Raw genomic sequence first — 22,985 nt, forward strand, 5'->3', positions numbered from 1 at the left:
GGACTGTTTCGCGATTAAAAGGCTTCCATTTAGACCAAAACTTGTACAACAAAGGCCAACAGGCCCAGAAGTCAAAACTTACCCAGCCAGCATTAGAATGCCGGTTGAAAAGTACTGGTTTTGGTTGGTGGCGGAAAAGGCTTCCGCCCTAGTCAGGTGCCGATAAAGCTAGGCGGCATCTGATTTTTTAGCGTCTTTTTTTTCAGATGACACCCCGCTGGGTTTTGCTTGTTGTTGCGATTGTTTGTTAGTAGTTGGCGCTTGGTTTGCGCGTGACGAAACGGTTTCAACCTTCTTTTGTTTGTCGTAAAGAAAGGTTAAGACTTCATGTCTGTATTGGTTGTACTGCTTGTTATCTGCAAGTGCTAATCTATCTCGTGGACGCGGCAACTCAATATCTAGAATTTCGCCAATGGTGGCCGCTGGGCCGTTATTCATCATAACAATGCGGTCAGATAGCAATACTGCCTCATCCACATCGTGGGTAATCATAATAACCGTGTTGCCCAAGTCAGCGTGAATTTCCATGAGCGAGTCTTGAAGATGAGCGCGAGTCAGGGCATCTAGCGCACCGAACGGTTCGTCCATTAGCAGCACTTTTGGCTCCATTGCCAATGCTCGCGCAATGCCTACTCGCTGTTTCATACCACCTGATATTTCACTGGGTAATTTATCAAGGGCGTGGGTCATGTGCACAAGCTCTAGGTTGTGCATGATCCAGTCACGCATCTCGGTTTTACTCTTGTCTCGCATGGTAGATTTCACGGCCAGTTCAACATTTTTGTATACCGTAAGCCAAGGTAATAAAGAGTGGTTTTGAAAGACTACAGCGCGCTCAGGTCCAGGCTGCTTCACTTCTGCGCCATCTAAAATTACGCCGCCCGTGGTAGCTTGATGTAGACCTGCGACGATATTCAACACCGTTGATTTACCGCAGCCCGAATGGCCAATTAACGACACAAATTCACCTTTACTGATTTTAAGATTCACATCTTGAAGCGCAGTAAATGGCCCCTTCGGTGTGGGGAAGTCGATACCCACCTGCTCTAACTCTAAGTGTTTAGTGTGCATAAAATTCTCCTCAAAATTAGCGTAGTACGCTCGACTTGTCCCAGCTTACAGCGCGCTGAATCGATAACATTAAGCGGTCTAGCACAAAGCCAATAGCGCCAATGGTGAGCACTGCTACCATGATTCTCGCTAGCGACTCCGAACTTCCGTTTTGGAATTCATCCCACACAAACTTTCCTAGGCCCGGGTTTTGGGCAAGCATTTCTGCCGCAATCAGTACCATCCAGCCAATACCAAGCGACAATCTAAGTCCTGTAAAAATCATGGGAATAGAAGATGGAAGTACTATTTTGGTGAGATGAGCAAAGGGCGTAAGGCGCAATACCTTGCTTACGTTGATTAGGTCCTTATCAATATTTGATACGCCTACTGCGGTGTTAATAAGAGTTGGCCATAAACAACAAAGCGAAACCGTAAAGGCAGAGGTGACAAATGATTTAGAAAACGCCGGGTCATCGCTGACATAAAGGGCACTTACTACCATAGTCACCAGCGGCAGCCACGCTAGTGGTGAAACTGGCTTGAACAACTGGATGAGCGGATTTATTGCAGTGTAGGCAGATTTACTTAAACCACATAATATTCCCACAGGAACCGCTATAACCGATGCAATAAGGAACCCCACCATGACGGTGTAAAGGCTTGTCCAAATTTGGTCAAAGAAGGTGGGCGCACCGGTGAACTCTCTGATTTTTGGCTGATAAGTGGGGTCTTGCGCTACACGCGCTGCATTTCTTGCTTCTTGACGTTGATAGAATGCATCCGCCTTTTCACGCTGTGCGATATGCTCGTCAATTAACGCACCGGCCTGCTCAAAAACTTGTGCTGGCCCTGGGAACTGCCCCAGCGACGTGTCGATACTTTTTGCAACACCATTCCAAATCGCCAAGAACATTAGCAAGCCGATAACAGGCAACAGCAACGCAGGCGTGGATTGATATAAACGGCTCAACAAAGAGTTGGCGTTTGACGGCGACGATGGAAGGCGAAGAATGGTTGTCATCTTGCTCATTGCTTGCTCCTGACACATGATGTGCGCTATTGCGCGGTTTATGCCCGCCCTAGTTAGAACTGAAGGCGGGGCCATTGAACCTGACACTTACAGTACAGTGTCGCCCTTAAGTCCTATCTTAAATTGCTCTAAGTATGCGTTAGGTTTGCTTCCATCAAACGTCACGCCATCAATGAATTCGCTCTGAGGCGGCTTGTAGCCTGTTTCCGTTCCAAACTCAGGGAAATCAGACGCTTTAGCTTTACCTTCGGCAATTAGTGCTTTAGCTGCCTGAGCATAAACCTCAGGTTTGTAGACTTTTTTAGCTGTTTCTTTATACCAATCGTCAGACTTTGCTTCTGAAATCTGGCCCCAGCGGCGCATTTGTGTGAGATACCAGATAGCGTCGCTGTAATAGGGGTAGGTAGCGTTGTAGCGGAAGAACACATTAAAGTCGGGTACGTCGCGCTTGTCACCTTTCTCGTATTCGAAAGTACCTGTCATGCTGTTAGCCAGTACGTTTTCATCCGCACCTACGTAGTTACTTTTAGCAAGAATCTTTACCGCTTCAGGGCGGTTAGCATTGTCATTCTCATCCAGCCACATTGCCGCACGAATGAGTGCTTTAACCACACGAATGTGCGTATTAGGGTATTTTTCTGCCCAGCCTTGGCTTACGCCGAACACTTTTTCAGGGTTATTTTTCCAAATTTCGTAGTCGGTGATCACAGGTACACCAATACCTTTAAACACAGCCTGTTGATTCCATGGCTCGCCTACGCAGTAGCCATAGATGGTGCCGGCTTCCATCGTCGCTGGCATTTGCGGTGGGGGGGTGACTGACAACAGTGCCTGAGCGTCAATTTGACCCGCGGTATCGCCTTTATGCGGCGCATAATATCCAGGGTGAATTCCACCTGCCGCAAGCCAATAGCGTAACTCGTAGTTGTGTGTAGAAACTGGAAATACCATTCCCATGTTGAACGGCTTTCCAGCGTTGCGGTATTCATCAACCACTGGCTTTAAATAATCAGCTTTAATAGGATGAACTGGCTTGCCATTTTCCTGTGGAATATGGGCCTTCATTTTGTCCCAAATTTCATTAGAAACGGTAATTCCATTACCATTGAGATCCATACTGAACGCTGTTACCACATGCGATTCCGTGCCGAAGCCAATGGTTGCACCAAGGGGTTGGCCAGCCAGCATATGAGCGCCATCTAGTTGGCCGTCGATTACGCGATCAAGCAGCACTTTCCAGTTAGCTTGCGCTTCCAATGTAACGTAGAGGCCCTCATCTTCAAAAAAGCCTTTTTCGTACGCCACAGCAAGCGGTGCCATATCAGTGAGCTTGATAAAACCAAACTTAAGTTCTTCCTTCTCAGGCCAGCCTACCGCTGGCGCTTGTGCTGCCACACTCGCAGAAAAACTTGCTACAGAGACGGCAAGTGCTGCACATACTCCAGCACTCGCCGTTCGAAAGCGTTTTAGCAGTGATGTTGTCTTTAACCCAGTCATACGTGTTCCTCGTAGCCAAAAAAAAACCCACCAGCGTACGACGTTTAACCGTCGAGCATGGTGGGCTTCGTTGCCGTGTTTGTAATATCGGAGTTCTTACAAACGCATCAAGTTGTTAATGGTAAGTCAGGAATTCCCGCTCACACACCTCATCTTTAAGGGAGGTTTATTAAAAGCTTTAGCTTATAAAACCATCTTTATTTTTTATTATTATGCACTTGCCATAAATGCCGGAGATGATGATGCTTCCTTACCGTTCTCCGCTGAATCCTATTTGTTTACCCTATGGTAAGTGTTGTGCACTCCACTCTGCCATCGCATTTGTGTTTGCACCCGTTGCTTTGTACAGCAACGTTGCTGTTGCACGGATTAATTAGCACCCATCGTGCCAGAAATGTAAGCCATTAAAATTTATGAACATTTACACTATTGAGGTAAGAGAAAAGTGAGAATGAATTCGTTTTGGTGCACCAAAACAGGGGGGTGTTCAACCTTGGTGCGCGAAAGCAGATACCAAGGTTGAACAAATATGGCCAATGACTAAAGCCGTCTGATTGTGTCGCTAATTTTCTAGAGGCGTTTAGTAAATTGCCCGATAGCGTTTACCACTTCATTGGCACCGCTTTGGATTTCGCTCATTGCTTTGCCTGACTGCGTTGAATACTCTAAGGCTTCGCGCGCTTTTTCCTGACCCGCTTCAATTAACTGAACTGCATTTTCTGTTAACTTTCTGTTTTCTACGACGACGTTTACGATTTCTTCAGTTGCGCTACTGGTTCGCGACGCTAGCTGCCTGACTTCATCGGCAACCACCGCGAAACCACGCCCTTGATCGCCTGCACGTGCAGCTTCAATAGCAGCGTTAAGCGCCAATAAATTAGTTTGATCGGCAATTCCGCTTATACTTTTAACCAAGTCCGCAACTTTTTGGGATTGTTCATCAAGGTCCTTAATACCTTCACTCGCATTGCCCATCTGTTTCGTTAATTCGTTCATTGCCTTAACCGTAGAATCGAGCACTTGATTTCCCTTACGTGCTTGCTCTCCAGTTTCTTGCGAAATGTTGAATGCAACGTTGGCGGCTTCAGAAATGGCGAACTCCCGCTTCATTTGCTCTGTAATTACCGTTGCGAATTTCACTACTTTATAAAGCTGACCATCTTCGTTTCTGATGGGGTTATATGACGCTTCTAGCCACACGTCATTCCCTCGGCTATCAATGCGTTTGTAGCGTCCAGATTCCAACTGTCCTTGCGCTAGCCCACGCCAAAACTGTTTATATTCTTCCGAGTTCACCTCTTGCTCTGTGCAAAAGATCCTATGATGCTTCCCAACTAGTTGCTCCAGCTTGTAGCCCAAACCTTTCAAAAAGTTTTCGTTGGCTTTTATGATGGTGCCATCAAGGTTAAACTCAATAACAGCAGAAGAGCGATGAAGCGCTGCAATCATATCTCTAAGTTCATTACTGTAAGAAATATTGCGCGTTTGCTCTGCCATATAGAAAGAAATACACTTCACATTTCCATAGGCGTCGTCTATGGGCTGTATGATTCCTCTTACCCAAATCTCATGACCTTTTGCATTGTTGAATCTAACTGCGCCATGCCAATGACGATGATTTTTAATAGCGCCTAGCATATCTTGAACGTCCGATTTTTTGAGCGATTTCGGATCCATCAGGCTTTCAAGAGACTTCCCTTCTAGCTCTGAAATCTTAAATCCTGTTGCTTGAGTATATAGATCATTAATTGCACTTATACGTCCGTCTGCATTCAACTCAATGTACAACATTTCTTCACGAAGCTCTTCCTTAACCGTTTCATGTGCCGCCATTTCCTTTTCCAAACGTTGGTTTTCGGCTATCAACTCTTTATTTTTGAAAAACATCCCGCGCTCCTAATGAACTTCGTTTCACGCATTATTTATCAGCCGACTTAGCTCATAACGAAGCCACCCTGACAAAATAGGCACTGGCGTATCACACTGAAATACGGCTAGTTGTCTGAAACGATAAGCTAGTTTTTGTTGATTTTGATTAAAGATAGCAGAGGAAATGAAGTTTATTGATGTTTCACACAAATAAAACTGAAGTTTTTTTGTTCAATAAAGATTAGAGATAGCCCAGTTTGGGGATTGACATAAACCCGCCTCTTTTTACTATACAAAAATACTCATGGCAGCGATGAAAACACGCAGCGATTCCGGCCGCCCGTTTTGGCGTCGTACAAAGCTTTATCAGCGGTATTAAGGATCGAAGTTAACGTCCAGTTGTGGTGATTAACGAAATTGACCGTTGCAACGCCCAAACTTGCGGTAATTACGGGTGAAACTGTGCTCTTGCTGTGCTCTATCCCTAATGATTCTATCGCATCTCGAATCTCTTCAGCTTTCACCTTCGCGCCTTTCTCATCGATATTAGGCAGAATCGCTACGAACTCCTCACCACCGTATCGAGCACAAAAATCAGTATTACGGGTAATAACTTCATTAAGCCCAATAGCGACGGCTTTCAGGCATTCATCCCCTTTAGGGTGACCATAATTGTCATTGTAAAGTTTGAAACTATCGACATCCAAGATAATCACCGTCAACGGCCATTCATACCGTTTTGACATTGCTATTACCTTTTCCATTTCCATTTCAAACGCCCGTCGGTTTGGGATGTTAGTGAGCGGATCGCTAAGTGACAAACGAATCAATTCGGTTTCTTGGCTCTTCACTCTCTCAAAATACAGTGCAAAGGTTTTAGCCAGGCGAGATATCTCGTCACTGCCTTCGAAGCTTGCTACCTCGTCACTATTTTTTTCAACCAAATTGGTTAAAGCAATTAAACGCAGAATAATACGTTTGTAGATGTAGAAGATGATGGCGCAACAAATAATCATCACAATTAATGAGAGTGCCAATGACAGGGTTATTTGTTTGGACACGGCCTGGTTGGCAGACAATGCGTAAGAAGAGGTGTCTTTTGTGATTGAAGATGCCCTAAACTCAATATTTGACGCGACTTCTTCAGCCAAGTGCTCAACAAAACTGCCTCGCCCTCTTGAACGTCCACGAATACGCATGACATTAGCTTGTTTATCAATCATGCCCCATTTACCTAATACCCCCTCCTCTAGCGCACTTACCAGTTCGCTGCTGCGCTTGTCTAGCGATGTCGCCTCACGCAAGGAAGCGATGCTTTTTTCAATACTGTCCTCTAACTTGCGTAACTCATGCAGTTGGAACTGCTGATTTATTTGGGCAATTTGTAATATCAGAGGAACCAGCGTTTGAGAAGATTGAATACCCTCATACTGCGATTTATTGTCTTCGAAAGTATTGTTCAAGTAAGTAAAGAGTACTTCCCTTTCCACCCGCACTTCTTTTTCAACATCAATTCGCTGACGCACTAATGCGTTTAGTTCTTCTATTTCTAATGTAAGTACATTCAGTTGCGTCGCTAAGTACTTGTCTCCCTGCTCAAGTTTCAAATTGGAGGAATCCAGGCGCTCTATCGTTTCATCTAACTGAGTTTTGACAATACGCCGAGACGATTGGCTCTCAGACGATGTTAATCGCGCAGTAAGTGAAATTAAGTGCTGAACTTCACGAGTAATTTCAGTAGCTTGGCTAAGAGTGGGGATAGAAGACGAGGTGATATCGTCAAGCACTGTTCGCACGTCATTTAAACGCAGCAGCGTCAAAACCAGTATTAAAAGAAAAAATCCCATCACACTGCATTGTGCAATGATAAACAGATACAAAGTCTTTTTCTTATGCTGCATCTGATCACTCGCCTTTTGCCATATTTATTATGCGGTTATCAGTTTTAGGCTTTAAATCGTATTGATTGACGATGGCCTGCATAACAAGGTCTGATATTTGAGGGGGACGTGTGCTCGAGGCCGGACGCTTTTCGGTATTCTTTAACGCATAGAAACCGTCTCCGCCATTGGCCAGAAAGTTACTTGTAGCCAGTGAATAGGTTTTCGACTTATCGATTCGCTTTCCATTAATCGTGACATTTTTTACTCGTTGAAAAACTTTCGCTGAAGGGTCGAAACTATAAGACATACCCGATACATGAGGAAAACCACCTTTTAAATTTTGATATTGCGAAAGCCCCTCTTCCAGAGCTTGAATCAACTGAGCGCCAGTTATATCTAAAGCTACTACATGCGCGCGAAACGGCATTTCGGTGACAATATCTTGCCGAGTAATCGTGTACCTGCCGTATATTGTTTGTTGCCTCGGATACTGCCTCCGTTTATCAAGGCAATTTCAGTATTGGCATAGCGTTTAATGGTATCCGCGACAAAGTTTACAAAAGGATTCTCTTCACTTCTCACTTCTTTGCGCGCGGTCGAAACGGCAATCTTCCATTCGCCAATTTGGATATTTAACAACCGCTTTAGGCGCGCTTCATACTCAATGAGTTGCTCGTTTAACTCAGCATCAGCCTCTATATCTTCTAACGGCTGTTCGGTATACGACGTTGCTTGCCACCCAGCACTTTTCACGAAACTAGCAACGACAGCGGTGCCCTGCTGCGTAAGCACCATGCTATTAGGGTGACGCGTAGTTTCGAGCATATTTTTCTCGTCCAAGCGACTGTCTGTTATAAAAGCGACATCAATAATGCGTTTGTTCAGCATGGTATTAATAAAAGGGAACGGGTAGGAATAGTGAAGCAAAATAATATCTGCGCCTTGCTGTCGCAATCTTTTAGACTCCTCCATGATGGCTTTTTGAGGAGGCGTTATAGTAATATCAGATAATTGGTACTCTTCTATCACTCTCTCATGTAAAACTGATATAACACCAAGAGTTAATTCTTCTTTTTCTACAATCACAGAAGTGTGCAGGCCATCAGGGGAACGCCCCACTCGGTTGTCTATTACGTTGCTGGCTACCAATGGAAAGGCTGCTTCATAAGAACGAAGAGATAATTCATCCTCATAGAAACTAAATTCTCTCTTTGTGACCCCCATCACATCTGGCTCAAGGGAATTGAGAATATCAATAATGTGGGAGCCACGGTCAAACGAGGATAGCGCGCTCGGCCCAATCGAGCCACCGCCGAAAATGAAGAAGACGGTTTCACTAATTTGCCGCTGTTGTTTTACGAGGGTTTGAAGATTAGCGTAACGCCCTGTGCGTGCGTCGCTAATATTAGGCATATCTGCGGTTAGTACGAAAGTTACGCTAGAGGTTGTGACCTGTTCTCGATTTTCAGATACAGCATAACCTGCTCGAAATATGAGCGACAGGCTAGCTAAAAATACGAGCCATTGCGTGATTCGCATAACACCACTTAAGGAAAACTTGTTATTACTATTAACAAGTATAGCAACGATTAAGTCAATGCGACGATTGGCTATTTTTCCTTAAAAAGAAGGGCTTTATATCAAGCAATATAGATAATTGCCCGCTCAGAAAACGCAGGTGACTTTAAAATGGCGTTGCGCTTTTATTGCGCTGTGCCCAAAGCTGCCTTGCCTGCGATAGGGCATCTGCGACATCACACTTTTGTAGCAGCACTAAATAGCTGGCAAGTGTACTCAAAACGGCTTGTTCACCGTAAAGGTTACTCGCGTTACCCGCCCACACATCAAGCATGTCGTTAACGTTCATGTCTTTATCTTTGAGCGCCCATTTATCAGCAACCACCGGTATTATTACTTCTTCGGTCTCACCATTTCGGGTAATAAATAGCTCAGTTTCCCGTTCACCATTAACTTCAGGATCTCCGCCATCACCACGAAAGCAAAGCGCGTCTATAGATGGATAATTTTCATTAACGCGGCAGTGTTTGTGGTCAAGGTGCATATGATAAACGCCCTGTACGCAAAATTGTGCAGCGGTGGGATTCAACAACCTTGCGAGGGTGTTAGCGCATGAACGCAGGCCAAATACCTCACGAAGCTTAATAATTGTGTCGAGCGCAGGCAGCAAATAAGACAAATCAAGGTAAGACACCCCTTTATCCATTAGCTGCTGTTTGGCGTCTGCAATACTGCTAACTTCAGACAGGCCCAATTTGGGTAACGCTATACTTGCATAAAGGCGCCCTGAACCCGGCTCATGAGCACCGTGAAGCATAACCGAGTAACCATTGTTGGCTAGAACCGCTACGGCCAATAAGTACCACGGTAACTGGCGACGCTTTCCCGCGTAGCAGCCAATATCTAACGTGGGGGTGAGGGTTTTAACTTCTGGCTCTATCAGCTCTCTGCATGCATCGACAAAGCCAATAACTTCTTCTGGTGTTTCTTCACGGGTACGCAGCAACATAAGAAATGCGCCGCGTTGATCGCCTGTCACTTCATTGGCCAATACCATTTTCATGGCATGATAAGCCTCATCACGGGTAAGGCTACGCCCCCCTTTTTGACCTTTTCCAATAATTTTTATGTATTCACTAAATGGTTGCTGCATGCTTGGATGAATGTAATAGAAGAGTATTTACCTGTTGACGAGACTCTACCACCTTTCCAAATATAAGTAACGTAGGCCCCGTTAAATTTGCTGCTTCTACCTTGCTATGAATATCGGCAAGCACGCCAGTAATCACGCGTTGTTCGGGCGAAGTGGCATTTTCAATTGCCGCTACTGGCCATGTGGTTGGCACGTTGTGATGAATCAAGCCTTTGCATAGCTCTTCAAGTCGGCTTAGCCCCATATAAACCACCATGGTTTGCTTCAATACATTTTGCGCCATGGGTGCCATTTCTGGCCATTGATCCACGTCCTTAAAATGTGCGGTCATAAAACTCACCGACTGAGCACAACGCCTGTCGGTTAAAGGGATCCCCGTATAGGCTGACACACCCGATGCTGCCGTAATACCAGGGACAATAGCAAAAGGAATGTTGGCTTTTGTGAGTGCATCGGTTTCTTCGCAGGTTCTTGCAAATAGGGCTGGGTCACCGCCTTTTAACCGCACGACAGTGTGACCGTTGCTTGCCAATTCAACCACTCGCTTGCATATAGCGTCTTGGGTAAAGCTATGCTTTTTGCAGCGCTTCCCTACATATTCTTTCACCACTTTAGAGGGAATTAGCGCGAGAATATCTTCGCTGACTAAAGCATCGAACAGCACGACATCGGCTTGTTGCAGAAGACGAAACGCTTTTAACGTAAGTAACTCGGCATCACCAGGGCCAGCACCGACGATGAAAACCTGCCCTTGTTTATGACCTTCAGTTTGCCTGTTTGCTAACTTCAACCACTTGCCAAAGTATGAATGCTTAGCTGGAGCTTTTGGATTATCGGAGCGCTGGCGCGTCGTCACGGTCGTGACCGAGGTAGAAATAGCATCGCGATAAAAGAGGTTTAACAAAGGTTTCTGCGGTTTAAATAAGGTGCGCAAAAACGGTAACGACCAACTAGATGCAATTGACATGATTTAACGCTCCTAAACAGATTGAATTTCAATGACTAAATGCTTGTCTATCAGCTGAGACAAGGCGGGCTTGCACGAGCCACAATTCGTACCACACTTTAATGCTTCACCAAGCTCTGCCACCGAACTACAGCCTTCTTCGATGGCATGTGTAATGGTTTTTTCGCGCACTTCAAAGCAACTACAAACTACATCACCGTTTATAAATGTGTCGTCTACTCGGCCTCGTAATAAATTGCGCTGTATATCTGTGGAAACAGATGTGTTGAGAAGGCTGGCGAGCCATTCGTTAGGTACTGACCATGTGCTTTTTGAATGTGGCGCTGCCTGCGCTGTTGTATGTGCGGCTGCTGGTGCCCTTTCACCCTTTTCTGGCTCATCGCCTAAAAACGCCGCGAAACAAAGAGTATCATCGACAAGCGCAAAGCATACTGAGTATGTATGATGATGAAACTGCAATAGCACCGCGTTTTGCGGCAGCAGGGGTATCAACCCTTGGGTAAAATCTCGACGACCTTTATTCGAAGCAACATTCAATACTGATAATGCTGCATCCGAGTTATTTACAGATGAAGACGCCTCTGCGCTTTCAAGCGGTGTCGTATTCCAGTAATCACACGCATGCTTTAGCGCGTCTTCATATGAGGAGCTAAGTTTTGAATTATGTGCTGATTGGTTTACTGATGAAACAAAGAGCTTGCCGTAGGTAGCGAAATGAGCAGGCGCGATAGCTACCGCCGCGTGTTTTAACTCTGGCTGCCCTGATATAGGGTCTACCGCGCTGGCGTAAAGTGCGCCTAGTTTACTGTGCGACCCCCATTGCGCCGACCAGTGAATGGGAATGAATACTTCCCCTTTGCGCATATCCGTATCCGCTTTAACCGGATAAATAACAGGGGCGTCTTTACACACTGCACTTGAAAGAGAAACGAGGCTTCCGTCTTCAACGCCCAATTCAGCAGCGTCTTTAGGGTTGATATGCACGCAAGCACTTGGCATATGAGCCAGTAACTTTGCCGTTTTACCCGTGCGTGTCATGGTATGCCACTGATCTCGCGCTCGCCCGCTGTTCACAACAAAAGGATAAGCGTCTGATGTTACCTGCAGTGGCGCTCTGTAAGTTACGGGAATAAGTTTAGCTTTGCCACTAGGGGTTGAAAACCGTTTATCTTCAAAAGGACGTTTACTGGTAAGGCGAGGGTTAGGGTTAGGGTTAGGGTTAGGGTTAGATTTAGAATTAGAACTGGCCGTATTCTCAGCTTTTATAACTATGTGAAAAGGCCACTGCAAAGGCGATAGCCCATTGTACTGAACTTCACTTAACGCTTGTAAAGGTGACAGGTCTAGCTGCCGCTTACCGTTATTTTGATAGCCGGTTAGCCCAGCGTATTCGCAGAATATTTGTGACGGATGGGTAAAATTAAATGCCTCGCCAAAGCCCATTTTACCCGCCACTTCGCATAGTATTTGCCAGTCGTGTTTTGCACTACCTGGTGGAGGCAATATACCGCGCTGACGTGAAATACGGCGCTCTGAGTTTGTCACCGTGCCGTCTTTCTCCGACCACCCCGTGGCAGGAAGGGCGATGTGCGCGTAGTTAAGCGTATCGTTAGACTCAACAATATCAGACACCACCACCATGTCACATTTAGAAAGTGCGCGTTCAACTTGACCGCGATTTGGCATACTGACAACGGGGTTCGTCCCCATTATCCAAACGAATTTTACCTTTCCACTCTCAATTGCATTAAACAAATCAACAGCTTTAAGCCCCTGCCCTTTGGGCATAACAGGGGCATTCCAATAGGTTTTAACAGCGCTGATATGCTCAGGGTTTTCAAGGTCCATATGTGCAGCTAGCATATTGGCTAACCCACCGACCTCACGACCACCCATGGCATTTGGCTGGCCAGTGATCGAAAACGGGCCACAACCGTCTCTAGCAATTAAATCCATTGCTAAATGACAGTTGATAATGGCTTGGGCTTTATCCACACCAGCAGAAGACTGGTTTACGCCCATAGAATAAAAAGTAATTGCGCTAGAGGCTTTGCAGAAGGCATCAAAGAAGGCCTTAATACTGTTAACGTCCAGGTCGCATACTTCAGCAACGTCATCTAACGTTAAGGCATTTGCACTTTTGAGCGTTTCATCAAGCCCCTCGGCATAGCTCTCAACAATGGATTTGTTTATACGACCTTGTGCGTTTGCATAGCTGAGTAAACCGTTAAATAGGGCTACGTCGCTACCCGGTTTTATAGGAAGGTGTAAATCGGCAATGGTACAGGTTTCGGTTTTGCGTGGGTCAACAACAATGACCTTCATATTCGGATTTTTCAGCTTTGCTCGCTGAATGCGTTGAAAAAGCACTGGGTGCGCCCACGCCGTATTACTCCCGGTGATCACCAGTAAATCTGTACATTCTAAGTCGGTGTAATCGCAAGGCACTACATCTTCACCGAACGCACGCTTGTACGCGGCAACGGCTGATGACATACATAGGCGTGAATTCGTATCGATATTGGCACTGCCTATGTAACCTTTCATAAGCTTATTGGCAATGTAATAGTCTTCGGTGAGAAGCTGACCTGATACATAAAAAGCAACGGCATCCGCGCCATACTGCGCAATGGTAGAGGTGATCTTATCCGCAATCACATCGGTGACCGTGTCCCAATCCACCGATTGACCTGCCATGGTTGGGTGAAGCAAACGTCCGTTTACGTCGTTTGTTTCAAGCAGGTTTGTTCCTTTAACACACAATCTTCCATAATTGGCGGGATGCTCTGGCGTGCCTTTAACAGTGTCCAGGGTTATGGCACGCGGGCTTACGTTGCAACTGATATCTACACCACACCCTACGCCGCAGTATGGGCATGTTGTTTGTCTTAATTGTTCAGACATCATGTCGGGTTGTCGTGTAGGCATATTCATTTCATTACCTTTTTCGATTTCACAGCTTTTGAATGCATTTTGCTAGAAGGCTTTTTTCATGTGGGCGTTCAAATAAAGGCAGTTTGCTTAAACGCCGACAAAAACCTTTTCACCCTCTACCTTCACAGCGTAAGCCGTGACGGAAACATCGTCGTATTCTTTACACAGCCCGGTTTCTAAAAAGTAATGCTCTTTGTATAGAGGCGAAGCAACAACAGGCGCACCGCCTATCGAACCCAGAAGTCCGCGATAGAGTACGTTTGCTTTACCAATAGGGTCGTAGTTACTAATGGCGAAAACCTGGGTTTCGCCGTTTATCTTCAAACTGAAAATTGCCACTTGCTGTGAGTCGACAAGGGCGCAAACCCCACTGTTTGTCACTAAGTCGTTCGTCTCACAAACATAGTGCCATTGCACTTGCTGTGGTTCTGACGCCATTACATTTTGCGCTGCTGACATAATTTGATTCTCCTAACAGGGTTGATAAGCCAGTGGCTATACCATAGAGACAGGAATGAACTGATCTTTACCTGCTACTTTTTCAGCTTCAGTAGCTGGGCGAACCTGGCCTCGCTCTGAAACAAACTGAATATTGGTGTCGCTAGCATTGCTGTTTACGAATTGACGGAAACGCTTGCGCGACTCAGGGTTTTCAATGGTGGTTTTCCATTCGCACTGATAAGCATCAACCACAGCATCCATCTGTGCTTCAAGCTCACCATTAATGCCAAGAGCATCGTTTATCACAACGTCTTGCAAGTAAGCTAACCCACCTTCTAAGTTGTCCATCCACACCGATGTGCGCTGTAGGCGATCAGCCGTTTTCACGTAAAACATCAGCACGCGGTCGATGTACTTAATTAGGGTTTCGGTATCTAGGTCGGTGGCAAACAGGTCTGCATGTCGAGGCTTCATGCCGCCATTCCCGCAAACATACAGGTTCCAGCCTTGCTCGGTAGCAATAACACCAATGTCTTTGCTTTGGGCTTCTGCGCACTCACGGGTACACCCAGAGACGGCAAATTTAATTTTGTGTGGCGCACGTAAGCCTTTATAACGATTCTCTAAGTCAATGGCAGTGCCAACAGAATCCTGTACACCGTAGCGGCACCATGTGCTTCCCACACACGATTTCACGGTACGCAGTGCCTTCGCGTAAGCATGGCCGGTTTCAAAACCGCCAGCGACGAGTTTTTCCCAGATATCCGGTAAGTGCTCTACGCGCGCTCCAAATAAATCAATGCGCTGACCACCTGTGATCTTGGTGTACAAGTTGTATTCTTTTGCCACTTCACCTAGCAGAATCAACTTCTCTGGCGTTATTTCGCCACCAGGTACACGCGGTACAACGGAATACGTGCCATCTTTTTGCATGTTGCCAAGGTAGATATCGTTGGTGTCTTGCAGAGGAAGATGTGAAGCCTTAAGAATGTAGTCGTTATACACCGAGGCTAAAATTGAGCCCACAGCGGGCTTACAAATTTCACAACCAAGCCCCTCACCATGTTGCTCTAGTAGCTCGTCAAAGGTGCGAATGCCGTTTACCTTAACAATGTGAAATAGCTCTTGTCGGGTATGGTTGAAGTGCTCACAAATGGCTTTTGATACTTCCACACCGCGCTTTTCAAGTTCGCTATCCACAACATTTTTAAGTAAGGCAGCACAACCTCCACACCCTGTGCTGGCTTTGGTTTCGCCTTTTACATCGCCAACGCTACAACAGCCGCCTTCAATGGCTGAAACAATATCGCCCTTTGTCACATTTAGGCATGAACAAATAGACGCGGTGTCTGGCAGTGCATCGGCACCTAGCGCCGGTGCAGCATCGGATGAGGGCAGAATTAGGCTTTCTGGGTGTTCAGGCAATTCAATATTATTAAGTGCATACTGTAGGAGCGTGTCGTAGTCGCTGGTATCGCCAACGAGTACAGCACCAAGCACGTACTTTTGCTCGCTATCTACCACCAGTTTTTTGTACACGCCTTCTGGCTGATTTAAATAGGTGTAGCTAAGCGCACCGGCTGTGCGTTCATGAGCATCGCCAATTGAGCCCACTTCCACACCCATTAGCTTGAGTTTGGTACTCATATCTGCGCCAGCGAACTCGGCATCGCCGCCGGTTATATGACTTACAGCCGTGCGCGCCATGGTATAGCCAGGTGCTACCAGGCCAAAGATTTTGTTATCCCACAGCGCACATTCACCCACAGCGTAAATGTTTGGATCAGAGGTCACGCAGTGGTTATCAATGACAATACCGCCGCGCTCACCCAGTGTTAGCGCTGACTTTCTGCCGAGCTGGTCGGAAGGTCGAATACCAGCAGAAAATAAAATCATGTCAGTTTCTAGTGCAGTGCCGTCAGCAAACACCATTTTATAGCGGCAGGTATCACCGGCCTCAATAGTTTGCGTTGCCTTTTGGGTGTGAACCGTAACACCCAATGCTTCAATTTTGTCCTTAAGAACGTTACCACCTGCTTGGTCTAGCTGTACCGCCATAAGCTGCGGGGCAAACTCAACCACGTGGGTGTCGAGACCGGCTTGTTTTAATGCGTTAGCGGCTTCTAAACCCAACAGCCCACCACCAACAACAACCCCTACTTTGCTCACCGCTGCTGAAGCTTCAATAGCGAGTAGATCGTCTATAGTACGGTACACCAAGCAATGCTCTTGATCGTTGCCAGGAATGGGTGGCACAAATGGGTATGAGCCCGTAGCTAACACAAGCTTATCGTAGCTAAACACCTGCCCTTCCGACGTCGTCACTTTATTATTGTCACGGTCTATATCGGTAACCAAGGCATTGGTAACTACGTTTACGCCCCACTCGGCGTACTGAGCGGGTGTAGTAAGCGCTAAGTCATCAGCACTCGCGCCGCTAAAAAAAGATGACAGATAAACGCGGTCGTACGCAAGGCGTGACTCGCCGCATAAAACGTTTATTTCTACATTGGCATCGCTTTGGTGAAGCTGCTCAACAAAATGATGCCCCACCATGCCGTTGCCTACGACGACAATTTGCGTTTTTGAGTCCAATGAAGTCATGGTATTCCCCTTTTTTCGGGACAAAAAAAAGCCCGCTTCAACTTTCGTTGATGCGGGCTTCGTTGCCTATTTTGCCAACGGTTTAGGTCGGCTAACACATTTTACGGAGTGTTATAAATCACACAATTTTCAGCGATTGACACTAATCACCAAAACACACTTTACGTTTATAGCTATCCAAGTTCAGTGCCAAAACCGTAATCAATTGTTTTTATTTGATTTACTACAAAATAAGCATTATTCAGACTTCACAACTGCACCAAACAAACGCAAAACTGTGTTTACTTGGTGCATTAAGGCTTTCAAATAACTTAGGCCAGCTTATCCGTCGCTACACGGTAGCGAGGGTCTTCAACCACATTAATTTCAACAAACTTATCGGCCTTGCGAAGCAGTGAGCGACACTCATCACTGATATGGCGAATGTGTAGCTTTTTACCCTGCTCTTCGTATTTGTCAGCAAGGGTATCTAGCGCATCGATACCTGATGAATCCCAAATGCGAGAATCTTTAAAGTCAATAACTACATCGTTAGGGTCGTTGGCGATATCAAACAGGTCTTTGAAATGCGATACCGAGCCAAAGAACAGCGGGCCGTCTAGCTCATAGACTTTCCAACCGTCGTTATCGATATGGGATCTCGCTTCAATATGACGAGCGTGTTTCCATGCAAACACCAGTGCAGAAACGATAACACCCACCACAACCGCAATAGCCAGGTCAGCGATAACGGTAACGCCGGTTACTAGGAAAAGTACGAACGCATCTTCTTTGTTTACGCCGCGAATAATTCTGAATGACGCCCACTCAAATGTAGCGATAACCACCACGAACATAACGCCAACAAGGGCAGCGAGAGGAATCATTTCAATTAGCGGAGCTGCAAATAGAATAAAGCCCAATAATACAACTGCCGCGGTGATACCAGACAAGCGGCCACGGCCACCAGAGTTAATATTAATCATACTTTGGCCAATCATAGCGCAACCGCCCATACCGCCAAAGAAACCGTTTACGGTATTTGCAACACCTTGGCCAACGCACTCTTTGTTACCACGTCCGCGGGTGTCCGTCATTTCATCAATTAATGAAAGGGTAAGAAGCGATTCAATAAGACCAACCAAGCAAAGAATCACTGAGGTAGGCAAAATGATCATGAAGGTTTCCCAGGTGAACGGCACCATAGGAATAGCAAAGCTAGGAAGTTCACCCGCTAGCGTCGCGGTCTCGCGCTGGTCAGCTGGTAGCAAATCGCGAACAAAGTCGATTACAGTACGCGCTTCAAGGTCAAGACCGTGTACTAACAAGGTTACCGTAACAATCGCAACCAGCGACGCCGGTACAGCTTTGGTTAGCTTTGGCAATAAATAGATAATGGCCATGGTTAGCGCCACAAGCCCTAGCATCCAATATAACAGCGTACCTTCCATCCACTGTAATTCACCCGCTGCGTTGGTCACTTTGAACTGGCTTAATTGCGCCAAGAAAATAACAATTGCCAAACCATTTACGAAGCCTAGCATTACCGGATATGGGACCAGACGTATAAACTTTCCGAGCTTGAAAATACCGCACATTATTTGCAGTAAACCAGCCAAAATAACCGCGGCAAATAAATACTGCACGCCGTGTTGGGCAACCAGTGCCACCATTACAACGGCCATGGCGCCGGTAGCACCAGAAATCATTCCTGGTCGGCCACCAATAGCGGAAGTGATTAAGCCCATCATGAAAGCCGCATAAAGACCAATCATTGGTTCTACGCCGGCCACAAATGCGAATGCAACGGCTTCAGGGACCAAGGCAAGCGCCACGGTAATACCTGATAGCACGTCGTTTTTAACGTTGCTGTCTTTACTGGTAATTAAATCGAACATGTTCTCTCAGAAGCTAAGATGTTAAACACAACAACCCACCATGGCGTACACCGCGTTAAAGCAGAACACCAAGTAGGTAGGAGATTTTTTCGGCGATTCTATCACCATTGTAGCGCAAAATCTTTTAATAGATTGTTACTAGGGCCTGTTGAACGTTGATGTGCAGCAAAGATCAACAGGCCCCAGTCCGAACTACTTGGCGCTTACGTGATAAGCGCAGGGCTCTTTGCCCCTTTCCTAATGCTGTGAGCTTGTCAATTTTTCATGTCCGGCCTCAGGGCTTAATTTAATTGCGAATGCTGACAAATTGCATCGTACATGGCATCGTATAATGGTTTTTATTAACCGCGTCGTTCAATGCGCTTCGATTTCTAATACGGGGCTACGATAAGACGTCGCAATAAGGCACATGTCTTATTCAACGAGGAGTTAAAGTGGTACCTTATATTCTGACTATGTTGTGCGTGCTAGTGGCAGGCGCTATTCATTGGATGTCGCCGAAGGCTTATTGGAAAGCCACTATTATGTCGACCGCCGTAATTTTACTCTTTTCTTTAGCGGCATTGTTTATCTTTAAAGCATCGGGAATGCTGGTTAGCGAGCACACTGGCGAGAATGCTGACTTTTCTGGGCAAATGCTAACCATCACCACAATGATTGCCTTCTTCGGTTTCTTAATTTCATTGTTTGTAGGTTGGTTTCTTCGCGTAGTCAGAAACTAATCTGGAAAGCAAAACCACATAGTTTGCGAGGCTGCACCATTTTGGCGCAGCTTCTTCTCTATCAACTTCCCTCTTGACGCCGCTAACCTTTCCGTCCCCCCTTATAAAGTCACCTTAAGTAAAAGTTCCAGCCGAACCACATGCCGCTAAATGTCAGCACTGCGAGCGTTTTTGTTCACTCTAACGCTTATCTTCATTAATTCTAATAAACAGGGCATAAGTGTTGCTTGGTACACGTATTGCTCTGCTGAGTGCAGGAGGCTAAGAGCAAAGAGTTTCAAAAAACGTTTCGCCAATAGATGCACTCATCAATAAGAATTCGAAACGTGTGTACCGAAGATTAGCAGGCCTTAACATGCTTCATGAACCAGAACAGACCATTGCGCTTTGTAGCGACGCCACTAAGCGCTTTTTGCTAGCGGCCAAGCACGCCGAAATAACCGTGCTTGAGCAACTATCTAGTAATTGTCGAATTGTAATTGCCGTTCGAGAACTTATTCATGAACTGCAAAAAGAGCGTGGGGCCAGCAATATCTTTCTTGCTTCAAAAGGCGAGCGTTATGCCGCTGAGCGAATGCAGTACGTCAGTGCTAGCGAGCAAGCGGAGTCAATGTTGAAAAGCCACTTGAAATCGCTCTACCTGACAGATGAGATCACCACGGGTAACCCGCGGTTGTTGAGCAGCATTACACTTGCTATGCAGGCGACAGACTACCTGCCCAGACTGAGAGAACAGGTAAGCAAGCAGCTGCTGACACCACTGGAATCCACACGAGCATATAGTCGTCTAGTTGCCAGTTTACTTACGGTTATTTTTGAAGCGGCAGATATTGCAAGCGACCCAACAATCACTCGCTTATTGGTTGCACTGTTCAATTTTATGCAGGCAAAAGAGTACGCTGGGCAGGAGCGGGCGTGGGGCGCTATTGGTTTCGCAGAAACTCATTTCGATGTTCGCCTTTGTGAAAAGCTGGCCGCGCTTCAGCATGCCCAAGAACATCACTTCAGTATATTCTGTGAGTTTAGCTGTAAGCCGCATAAAGATGCATTAGACGCGTTGAACAAAAGCCCTGCTGCAATCGATATTACACAGCTTAGAAATATGATTGCACAGCTTGGTGACGGCAGTCCGATTGCCGGAGAAATTTCGGAAGTTTGGTTTGATGTAGCAACACGCCGAATGGATGCAATGCAGACGATCGAAGTGGCGCTCACTGAGGCCCTTACTCAGCAAGCAAACAGTAAAGTGGCCGATGCAAAAAATGAGATGGCCAATCATCAGCAGTTGCTTACGCGCTTCAATGATGAACACGCTACTGATGGCTCACCGCTCACCTTATTGTTCGATCCAAGTATGCCTGGACTCGCGGAAGACACTAAAGAAGACGAAATCAAAACGCTATCACTTAACGAGCAAACGAAGACTTTATCTGCTCACCGCTCTTTTTATGATTTACTGCGTTCACAGGCCCAACACATAGAAGATATGGGGCGGGAGCTCGAAGAGGCCAAGCGTGCAATACAGGAACAAAAACTAATTGGGCGAGCAAAACTAGTAGTAATGGAGCAATTCGGATTAAGCGAGAACAACGCGTATCGCCGACTGCAAAAACAAGCTATGAGCGAAAATACGACCATAGCGGCTATTGCCGCTAAGATCGTAAATATTACAACAAAGACTACTGCTCAAAGGTAGCTACTCTCAATTGAGTCACTTCTAGTTTAATTAAGCGCGTTCTAGCTCTTAAGGAGAAACTGAAGTCAACAAAGGCCAAACAGTAAGCCAATTCTTAGAAGCAAGTCGCTGTTTAAAAACTTCGGGCCTTGGATATTTTGGGTTAATACTTATGGTGCCGGCGAAGTTTGCTTCCAAACCAAATGGCGCGAGTATGTCTAAATCATCGTTGGCTAAAAGACGAACCGCAACACAGGTTTCTCGTTCTATCCAATAAGAAATAGCGTCGTGGCAATTTTGATAGGGAGCGTGCGCGTGAGCTACGTGCATACGCGCTTGGTTTTTAACTTGCCAATTAGCTTGAGGAACCATACGTGCCAGCTCGCGTTCTATGGCTTGTTCTTGTGCTTTTAGCCCTGGTTTGACGGCTGCAGAATTTGGTGAGTAAGCTTGCGGTTGAGGTACTGATTCCAATGTATCATCGGCACTCGCAATACTTTGCGGCGGATTAGTTTCATCACTAAAGTAAATCACATCAATATCGTTAAGCGGAGTCGGTGTCGCTCTTGCGTGTAACTCATCCCATATGGCATTTCGAACAAATCCAGCACCAATGTACCCTTGCGGTAAATCGAGCGTTCGCAAGGCGCGAAGGCAACGCATGCGAAAAGGATCCCGCTTAATAATGTCGCCTAGCCGTTTGAGATCTTGCACGTTTAACCTTCGTCTTTTATACGCAGTTTGCGTTTCCACTTGATGATATAAAAGCAAAAGGCAGCCATACTGCCACCACCAAACCAGCCTGCAATAATGTCGCTAGGCCAATGCACGCCCAATAAAATGCGGCTTAGGCCAATACAAAAGACAAGAAAAGTGGCTGCCAAGTAGATCCACACTTTTACTGAAGCGTTGTGCGTGAAGTACGTTAACAAATAGGCGATATAGAAATAAACAAGCGTAGATAAGGTAGCATGTGCAGAGGGGAAGCTTTGCGTATACACGCCCACATCCTGCATGGGCAGCGGCGGACGAGGCCTGTCGATGCCTGCTTTGAGTAAGAAGGTCGTTGCGATCCCCACGGCAACAGCAACCAAAAAAGTCAGTGCTTTTTTCTTTTCACCGGCCATCGCTAAGGCTCCGGCAACTGAAATCGTGACAAAGATAAGTGTCGTATTACTGCCTAACGCGGTGATATCGCGTAGCGCGTCTTCTTTCCAACCTGATACATTGCCTGCTTCACTAATTACATTGAATAACGCATCGTCAAACGTAGTCAGCACGCCCATGTAGACAAACAACATCATAAGCAAAAAACCGGTGCCAAGTAGTAACACCTGAATAGAGGGTGTTTTAATAATGTCTAAGTAAGAGGCTAGCGTGCCGCTGTTTTTCGTTTCACTGCTTGTCATAAATCTACTTCCATTTAGTACAAAAAGAGCGTTATTGGTCGTGCTTGCTACCACCTAGGCAGTTTGGCGATACCATAGATTGCCCACCTCGAGCTTCCCACTCTGCAGGCGTATACGTGTGAAGTGCCAACGCATGAACAGGCCCCTGCAGCGCTTCAGCCGCAAGACCGTTAATTTCTCTGTGTCTCGCTATTAAGCGCTTGCCCTCGAAGGCATCACTCACTACCGTTACTTTGAAATGACTTTGAGCCCCTTCTGGAACATTGTGCATAAAACTCTCATCTACAACCTCGAGAAAACTCGGATTAAGTGCAGCTTCAATCGTAGTTTCCAGAAACGCTTTTACTTGCATT

18 protein-coding genes are annotated in these 22,985 nt (G+C 46.1%); 2 read left to right on the forward strand and 16 right to left on the reverse strand.

The features are described 5' to 3' along the window. Positions 1 to 168: 168 nt before the first annotated feature. The 13 genes from MHN09_RS06830 to MHN09_RS06885 form a co-directional block, all read right to left on the reverse strand. Positions 169 to 1,071 (reverse strand): ABC transporter ATP-binding protein, encoded by a 903-nt coding sequence (locus MHN09_RS06830; protein ID WP_239239792.1) that lies wholly within the window; start codon positions 1,069 to 1,071, stop codon positions 169 to 171. 16 nt (positions 1,072 to 1,087) lie between these two features. Then, positions 1,088 to 2,083, reverse strand: coding sequence for an ABC transporter permease (locus MHN09_RS06835; RefSeq protein WP_239239795.1), 996 nt, complete (start codon positions 2,081 to 2,083; stop codon positions 1,088 to 1,090). 87 nt (positions 2,084 to 2,170) lie between these two features. Next, positions 2,171 to 3,580, reverse strand: a complete 1,410-nt coding sequence (locus MHN09_RS06840; protein ID WP_049587005.1) for a CmpA/NrtA family ABC transporter substrate-binding protein — start codon at positions 3,578 to 3,580, stop codon at positions 2,171 to 2,173. 570 nt (positions 3,581 to 4,150) lie between these two features. Beyond that, on the reverse strand, positions 4,151 to 5,467 hold the full coding sequence (locus MHN09_RS06845; protein ID WP_049587003.1) for a methyl-accepting chemotaxis protein: 1,317 nt from the start codon (positions 5,465 to 5,467) through the stop codon (positions 4,151 to 4,153). A gap of 284 nt (positions 5,468 to 5,751) precedes the next feature. After that, complete coding sequence (locus MHN09_RS06850; protein WP_239239798.1) at positions 5,752 to 7,350, reverse strand: GGDEF domain-containing protein; 1,599 nt, start codon at positions 7,348 to 7,350, stop codon at positions 5,752 to 5,754. Between the two features lie 4 nt (positions 7,351 to 7,354). After that, positions 7,355 to 7,759, reverse strand: coding sequence for a 5'-nucleotidase (locus tag MHN09_RS21405; protein ID WP_275446453.1), 405 nt, complete (start codon positions 7,757 to 7,759; stop codon positions 7,355 to 7,357). Continuing rightward, the gene (locus MHN09_RS21410) at positions 7,738 to 8,871 is read right to left on the reverse strand and encodes a 5'-nucleotidase C-terminal domain-containing protein (protein ID WP_275446454.1); all 1,134 of its coding nucleotides are present in this window, start codon (positions 8,869 to 8,871) and stop codon (positions 7,738 to 7,740) included. The genes MHN09_RS21405 and MHN09_RS21410 overlap by 22 nt, the downstream gene beginning before the upstream one ends. A 145-nt stretch (positions 8,872 to 9,016) precedes the next feature. Continuing rightward, complete coding sequence (locus MHN09_RS06860) at positions 9,017 to 10,003, reverse strand: glycosyl transferase family protein (protein ID WP_239239801.1); 987 nt, start codon at positions 10,001 to 10,003, stop codon at positions 9,017 to 9,019. Next, positions 9,987 to 10,970, reverse strand: coding sequence for a uroporphyrinogen-III C-methyltransferase (cobA, locus tag MHN09_RS06865; RefSeq protein ID WP_239239804.1), 984 nt, complete (start codon positions 10,968 to 10,970; stop codon positions 9,987 to 9,989). The genes MHN09_RS06860 and cobA overlap by 17 nt, the downstream gene beginning before the upstream one ends. A 12-nt stretch (positions 10,971 to 10,982) precedes the next feature. Next, positions 10,983 to 13,904: a nitrate reductase gene (locus tag MHN09_RS06870; protein WP_239239807.1), complete on the reverse strand. Its 2,922-nt coding sequence runs from the start codon at positions 13,902 to 13,904 to the stop codon at positions 10,983 to 10,985. A gap of 87 nt (positions 13,905 to 13,991) precedes the next feature. Continuing rightward, complete coding sequence (gene nirD / locus MHN09_RS06875; protein ID WP_014978295.1) at positions 13,992 to 14,363, reverse strand: nitrite reductase small subunit NirD; 372 nt, start codon at positions 14,361 to 14,363, stop codon at positions 13,992 to 13,994. A 36-nt stretch (positions 14,364 to 14,399) separates the two neighbouring features. Then, positions 14,400 to 16,949 (reverse strand): nitrite reductase large subunit NirB, encoded by a 2,550-nt coding sequence (gene nirB, locus MHN09_RS06880; protein ID WP_239239810.1) that lies wholly within the window; start codon positions 16,947 to 16,949, stop codon positions 14,400 to 14,402. 311 nt (positions 16,950 to 17,260) lie between these two features. Further along, on the reverse strand, positions 17,261 to 18,826 hold the full coding sequence (locus tag MHN09_RS06885; RefSeq protein ID WP_239239813.1) for a SulP family inorganic anion transporter: 1,566 nt from the start codon (positions 18,824 to 18,826) through the stop codon (positions 17,261 to 17,263). Positions 18,827 to 19,260: 434 nt separating this feature from the next. On the opposite strand from MHN09_RS06885, the gene MHN09_RS06890 reads away from it, so the two are divergent. Both MHN09_RS06890 and MHN09_RS06895 read left to right on the forward strand, forming a co-directional pair. Next, a complete protein-coding gene (locus tag MHN09_RS06890) occupies positions 19,261 to 19,548 on the forward strand; it encodes a hypothetical protein (protein ID WP_239239816.1) in 288 nt (95 codons plus the stop codon). Between the two features lie 355 nt (positions 19,549 to 19,903). Next, positions 19,904 to 21,244 carry a nitrate regulatory protein gene (locus MHN09_RS06895; protein ID WP_014975658.1) on the forward strand — a complete coding sequence of 447 codons (1,341 nt, stop codon included), beginning with the start codon at positions 19,904 to 19,906 and terminating at the stop codon, positions 21,242 to 21,244. 48 nt (positions 21,245 to 21,292) lie between these two features. Here the strand turns inward: MHN09_RS06895 and MHN09_RS06900 are convergent, their stop codons facing one another. Genes MHN09_RS06900 through MHN09_RS06910 form a run of 3 tightly spaced genes read right to left on the reverse strand, consistent with a single transcriptional unit; the run spans position 21,293 to position 22,984 of the window. Further along, on the reverse strand, positions 21,293 to 21,937 hold the full coding sequence (locus tag MHN09_RS06900) for a nucleotidyltransferase family protein (protein ID WP_239239818.1): 645 nt from the start codon (positions 21,935 to 21,937) through the stop codon (positions 21,293 to 21,295). 2 nt (positions 21,938 to 21,939) lie between these two features. Then, on the reverse strand, positions 21,940 to 22,632 hold the full coding sequence (locus MHN09_RS06905; RefSeq protein WP_239239820.1) for a phosphatase PAP2 family protein: 693 nt from the start codon (positions 22,630 to 22,632) through the stop codon (positions 21,940 to 21,942). A 31-nt stretch (positions 22,633 to 22,663) separates the two neighbouring features. Next, entirely contained in the window at positions 22,664 to 22,984 is a 321-nt protein-coding gene (locus MHN09_RS06910; protein ID WP_014975655.1) for a BolA/IbaG family iron-sulfur metabolism protein, read from the reverse strand. Position 22,985: the final 1 nt, after the last annotated feature.

It is taken from the genome of Alteromonas sp. MmMcT2-5, from assembly GCF_022348315.1.
GTDB lineage: Bacteria > Pseudomonadota > Gammaproteobacteria > Enterobacterales > Alteromonadaceae > Alteromonas > Alteromonas macleodii.